The organism is Desulfoscipio geothermicus DSM 3669, from assembly GCF_900115975.1.
In the GTDB taxonomy this organism is placed as follows: domain Bacteria; phylum Bacillota; class Desulfotomaculia; order Desulfotomaculales; family Desulfallaceae; genus Desulfoscipio; species Desulfoscipio geothermicus.
In genome coordinates this window covers 121,198-127,484 of the sequence record NZ_FOYM01000007.1, presented here as the reverse complement: position 1 = coordinate 127,484, position 6,287 = coordinate 121,198, and the positions used below count along the sequence as shown (strand labels likewise).

The window sequence follows — 6,287 nt, the reverse complement described above, 5'->3', positions numbered from 1 at the left end:
CTTTGGCCTCTTCGCGCAACAGCTTGGCCAGCTCACGAGCGGCCTCAGCGGGTTCACCCGGGATAACTTTGCCGGCCTTGCGCGCTTCCGGCAGCGCAAAGGAAATTGCCTTTACCTTGGCGGCAACCTGGCTTTCATCCAGGCCGATATCCGCCAGTGCTTTTTTGTCCATGGGCTTTTTCTTGGCTTTCATGATCCCCTTCATGGATGGATAACGGGGCTCGTTCAAGCCCTTCTGGGCGGTGATTATTGCGGGCAGGGTCACTTCCACCACTTCGCTGCCGCCTTCGATCTCACGGGTGGCGGTGGCTTTCCCATCGGTTATTTCCAGTTTGGTCACTACGTTGACCACCGGGATATTTAAAATCTCCGCCACTCTGCCGGCTACCTGGGCCGAACCGTCGTCAATGGCCCTAAAGCCGCCGAGTATAATGTCGTATTCCATGTCCCCGATTACCTTGGCCAGTATGGTGGCCGTGGAGTATTCATCCAGTTCCGCTTCGCCGGAATCCACCAGCACGGCTTTGTCTGCGCCCATGGCCAGCGCCTGGCGCAGGGCGTCCTGGGTCTGCTGACCGCCGACGCTAATGACGGTCACTTCGCCACCGGCCTTTTCTTTTATGCGCAGGGCTTCTTCCACTGCAAATTCGTCGTAGGGGTTCATAATTAAGCTGACCCCTTTGCGCTCTATTTTGCCGTTGCTGTCCAGTGTAATTTTGGCTTCCGTGTCGAAGACTTGCTTAAGGCAAACCAGGATTTTCATACGTTTCCTCCTTTACTGGGTAAATTTAATTATTACCGGACCTGATCGACAATTCGGCCCGAAATCCGGATGGGTGATGGCCATAATGGCTGTTTACTTGGAATTGCTACCGTAAGAACCAGGTAAACTGACATTAGTTATCATTTCGGTACGCATCCCTCCAAACCCTTTTTTCATCAAAAACCTGGTGACTACGTTAGGAAAATGTCAAATGTCGCCATGATTCATTTTATCAACCAGTCAACCTGCGACATTTGTACGAAAATTGTGCATTTATTTCTCACTCCGACCGGGCTTTTCAAAAGCCTCAATAAGAATGGGCGACTCCGCCGCCCCAAATCAGGATAACTAAATTTTATACTTTTATTTTAGAATATTGGCTGCAATTACGATACGCTGCACCTCGCTGGTACCCTCGTAAATTTCGGTAATTTTTGCGTCACGCATCATCCGTTCTACCGGATATTCCCGGGTATAACCATAACCGCCGAAAATTTGCACCGCTTTAGTGGTTACCCACATGGCGCATTCCGAAGCATATAATTTGGCCATAGCTGATTCCTTGCTATAAGGCAAGCCGTTGTCCTTTAGGTATGCCGCCCGGTACACCAGCAATCTGGCCGCGTCAATGCGGGTAGCCATGTCAGCCAGCATCCACTGGATTCCCTGGAACGAACTGATGGGTTTATTAAATTGCTCCCTGACCTTGCTGTATTTAACTGCTTCGTCAAAGGCGCCCTGGGCGATACCCAGCGCCTGGGCGGCTATCCCGATGCGCCCGCCGTCCAGCGTCATTAATGCAATTTTAAATCCTTTGCCATCTTCACCGAGCATATTTTCTTTGGGTATCCGGCAATTCTCGAAAACTAGTTCATATGTCGCAGAGGCCCTGATACCCATCTTATGCTCTTTTTTACCAAAAGTAAAGCCCGGTGTGCCTTTTTCCACGATGAAAGCCGCCGTCCCCTTATGGCCTTTGCTTTTATCAGTGCTGGCAATAACTACATAAATATCAGCTTTTTCACCGTTGGTAATAAAAATTTTACTGCCGTTCAGCACATACTCATCCCCGTCCAGGACGGCTGTTGTTTTCACCGCGCCGGCATCGGAACCCGCCGACGGTTCGGTAAGCCCCAGGGCCCCGATCTTTTCACCGCTGGCCAGCGGCGTCAGGAACTTTTGCTTCTGTTCTTCCGTGCCAAAGGCATAAATGGGCCAGGAGCACAGCGAAGTATGCGCCGAAATCAATACCCCGGTGGATGCACAAACCCGGGAAAGCTCTTCCACGGCAATGGCATAACTAAGGTTATCCATGCCGGCACCGCCATATTCCTCGGGAAACGGGATTCCGGTCAAACCCATCTCGGCCATATCGTTCCATAACTTATAATCATACTCTTCAGCCTCGTCCATAGGGCCGGCCTTGGGAGCCACTTCATTCTCCGCAAAATCCCGCACCGTTTTACGTATCATTTCTTGTTCTTCAGTAAGCTTAAATTCCACACCGATTCCTCCTTAATTGATGTTTTGAGGAACACACCGGAATATTTAGGTTAAAAATCACGCCATACCGGAAAACCTGATTTGTGTTAAAAAGCTGTTCCTCGCCACATTTAAAATGCAAAAAACATACCTGAATAATTTTTAAATGGCCTATTAATGGCAATTTAGAATAGTGCGGAATTAACAAGCATTATGACGACCACCTATCCATACCTGTGTGTCTACATTTATAGACAAAGATGCCTTGAAGATTTCTTATTTAAACAGGCTATCACCTCATTTAACTTTGATTTGTCCCACCCATCCAGGTAAAGCTGACTGAACGTTCAGTCAGCTTATATTATAAAATTATTTCATTATTCATAAATCGTCAAGAGCTTTTTAATATTTAAAAATGTAAAAAATTTTCCTTTAATTTTTAAAAATAGCCCATTTCAAATTATTAAAACGTCTACCTTGTTTACAGCATCTACAGAGTAGACATCATGGAAGTTGTTTGTTAAATCGCTCTGACCAGGACCATTCCCCTCACCAACGTTTACCTGGTAGACGCTAGAATCATACCGCTTTTTACTTGGGATGAACAAGGAGGCGCCCAGTATTTTAGGCATTTCCATTATAACCGGCCCTGACAATTTTCTCCGCGGCATGACTTTTGCGTATTTTACCACCAATCAAATTATTCTAAATTAATTGACAAGGAGGCAAAAAAATGTCTGTTGATTTATCCCGGGAATTAGCCCATGCTTCAACCGGCCATAAGTTGATAATCTATCCTATGCACCGCAAGAACGCAAAAGACTTGTACAACCACAAGCTGGTTACGGCTCAGGAGGCCGTTAAAATTATCCAATCCGGGGATAACGTCATTCTGCCCCTGGGGTGCGGCGAACCTACGGCTCTGGTGGCGGCCATGGCTGAACGCCGTGATGAACTAAAAGGTGTTAAAGTTCACCAAATGCTTCCGTTAAACAAGGCCGCCTACCTGAATCCGGACATGCAAGAAAGCTTTCGTCATGTGTCCTGGTTTACCAGCAGGGCTAACCGGCAGTGCGTAAATGCCGGCCTGGCCGACTTCATGCCCGGTTATTTCCACGAATACCCCCGGTTTTTCCAGGAATATATTCAGGTGGACGTCTTTATGGGTACGGTGTCGCCCATGGACGAGCGGGGCTATTTCAGCTTTGGGCTTTCCGTCGATTATACCACCACAGCAGCCGCCGAAGCCAGGACCGTAATCCTGGAAGTCAACACAAACATGCCCCGGACCCGGGGAGACAGTTTAATTCATATATCTGAGGCTGATTATATAATAGAAAACAATTCTCCCGTCCCTAAAATCCCCATCCCTCCCCTGACCGAAGCAGACAAAATCATCGGCGGTCATATAGCAGAAATGATTGAGGACGGTTCAACCATTCAACTGGGTATCGGCGGTATGCCCAACGCGGTGGCCCAGGCGTTGATGGATAAAAAAGACCTGGGCATTCACTCGGAAATGATCACCGACGGAATGGTGGATTTGATTGAAAACGGGGTGGTCACAGGCCGGAAAAAAACCTTGCACCCGGGCAAAATCATCGGCAGTTTTGCCGCGGGAACCAAGCGGCTTTATGAATTTTTAAACGATAACCCCATGGTGGAAATGTATCCCGTTTCTTATGTCAACGACCCTTACGTGATCGGTCAGAATTACAAGATGGTTTCGATTAATGCCACCCTGGAAGTTGATTTACTGGGCCAGTGCGCCTCGGAGAGCATCGGGCCAAAACAGTACAGCGCAACCGGCGGCCAAACCGATTTCGCCCGCGGGTGCCTGCGCTCTCCCGGCGGCAAGGGATTTATAGCTCTGCACTCCACCGTCAAAAACGGTACTATTTCCAAAATTGTACCGGTATTGCAGCAGGGTGCGGTGGTGAGTTGCTCAAAAAATGATGTGGACCACGTAGTTACCGAATACGGCGTGGCCAAATTACGCGGCAAAACCGCCCGGGAAAGAGCGCTGGCGCTGATATCCATCGCCCATCCCGACTTCCGGGCCGACTTGAGGGCCGCAGCCCGCAAGATGCATTTAATATAAAAGTATTCATAAGTATGATTATCCTTTAGCTCAAAAAAAGCTGACCAATCAAAACCACAGTTGCACCGGCAGGGTTTGACGCCAAAAATACAGAAATTATAAAAGAATAAAACAATCTGGGGGCTAAGGTAAAAAGCATGCCTGAAATTGAAGCGCGGATCAGCCTGAAGGATATTGTTGACTCAACCAGCAATGCGGTGGTGGCGGTCGACCGTTCCGGTATCATTGTTTACTGCAACCGTCAAGTGGAAAAATTCCTTGAACTGCCCGCCGGTCAAATCCTGGGCAGTCATGTTAAAAAATTTTTCCCCACCACCGGATTACTCGAGGTACTCAAAGACGGACAGCCGCAACTAGGCTGCAGGTTATCCCTAAAAAACTGCACTTATCTGTCCAACCGCAATCCCGTTATCGTCAACGGGCAAGTTGTAGGGGCGGTGGCTGTTTTCCAGGATGTTACCGAAATACAAAATATCATTGATGAATTAACCACTAAAAATGAAAAAATCAGAGAACTCCAAGAAACACTCACCAACATTCTTGAGCTCTCCAGCGACGGTATAGTGGCAGTGAATAGAGATTATATCATTACCATGGCCAACCAGGCTTTTGCAAGCTTTTTCAATAAAAGGGTTGATGAAATAATCAGTCAACACGTAAAAAAGGTTTACGGCAACCCGATTTTTCCCCGGGCCATGGAAACCGGCGAGTCCGAATATGGTTATATTACTTCCTTAAACGGCCAGGAGATAATCGCCAACCGCATTCCCATCAAGAAAAACGGTGAAATTGTCGGCGCTTTGGGCACCGTAGTTTTTAAAAAAATATCCGATTTGCAAGCCCTGTCGGAAAAAATTCAAAAGCTGCGTAGTCAGCTTGATTTTTACAAGGGTGAACTCAAGCGCGCCCACCGGTTCAGGTTTACCTTCGAACAAATTATCGGGCAAAGTCCCGCTTTCATCACATTAAAGGAAACCGCCAGACGGGTGGCCAAAAATGAATCTACAGTGCTTATCAGGGGTGAAAGCGGCACGGGCAAAGAACTTTTCGCCCACGCCATCTACACGGAAAGCAGGCGCAACCGTGGTCCATTCATCAAGGTAAACTGTGCCGCGGTGCCTGAAAACCTGCTGGAGTCGGAACTGTTCGGCTACAAAGAAGGAGCTTTCACCGGCGCAAAGAAGGGCGGTCATATCGGCAAGTTTGAACTTGCCGACAAGGGAGTGATTTTTCTGGATGAGATCGGCGATATGCCTCTGTTGATGCAGGCCAAATTGCTGCGCGTGCTGCAGGAAAAGGAAATCGAACGCCTGGGAGACACAAGGCCCCGCCGGGTCAATGTCCGCGTCATTGCCGCCACAAACCGCGACCTGGAAGAAATGATCGCTAAAAATGAATTTCGTGAGGATTTATATTATCGCATCAACGTGGTTTCTTTAAACATCCCCCCCCTGCGGGAAAGAATTGAAGACCTGGAGTTGCTGATCGACCATTTCATAAAACGATTTAACAAGCAGTTTGGTCGGAGAGTTACCGGAATAGACCAGGAAGCGATGGTCATTTTACGAAATCACCGCTGGCCGGGTAATATCCGGGAACTGGAGAATGTGGTGGAACGGGCCTTTAATATACTGGAAGACGATAAAATTCGCAAAGAGCATCTCCCCCTGTATCTGCAAAGCACCCGGAAGTACAAGGGAATGCACCGGGGCGGCTTGCACCACCTTATTGAAGAAATAGAACGGGAAGCTATCCTTGATGCCCTGAAAGCCTGTGGGGGCAATAAGCATCAAGCCGCTTCCCTCCTGGGTATCTCCCGGGCCGGGCTGTATAAAAAAATGAATCGCTATGAATTATAATGTATAGAAACCCAAAATTGATATGCCAACCTTTAACACTCGGCCCGCTTTTTTTTTGGTATATTCGCTGTGGTGTCTTATC

Annotated in this window: 4 protein-coding genes; 2 read left to right on the top strand and 2 right to left on the bottom strand. The window is 48.0% G+C overall.

The features are described from left to right. The coding region (locus tag BM299_RS06050) for an electron transfer flavoprotein subunit beta/FixA family protein (RefSeq protein ID WP_092482561.1) at nucleotides 1-763 on the bottom strand (763 nt) is incomplete at its 3' end. Nucleotides 764-1,126: 363 nt separating this feature from the next. After that, the gene (locus tag BM299_RS06045; protein WP_092482560.1) at nucleotides 1,127-2,266 is read right to left on the bottom strand and encodes an acyl-CoA dehydrogenase; all 1,140 of its coding nucleotides are present in this window, start codon (nucleotides 2,264-2,266) and stop codon (nucleotides 1,127-1,129) included. A gap of 778 nt (nucleotides 2,267-3,044) precedes the next feature. Between BM299_RS06045 and BM299_RS06040 the strand changes: the two genes are divergently transcribed. Both BM299_RS06040 and BM299_RS06035 read left to right on the top strand, forming a co-directional pair. Then, nucleotides 3,045-4,346, top strand: a complete 1,302-nt coding sequence (locus BM299_RS06040; protein WP_245779671.1) for an acetyl-CoA hydrolase/transferase family protein — start codon at nucleotides 3,045-3,047, stop codon at nucleotides 4,344-4,346. A gap of 137 nt (nucleotides 4,347-4,483) precedes the next feature. Continuing rightward, complete coding sequence (locus BM299_RS06035) at nucleotides 4,484-6,205, top strand: sigma 54-interacting transcriptional regulator (RefSeq protein WP_092482558.1); 1,722 nt, start codon at nucleotides 4,484-4,486, stop codon at nucleotides 6,203-6,205. Nucleotides 6,206-6,287: the final 82 nt, after the last annotated feature.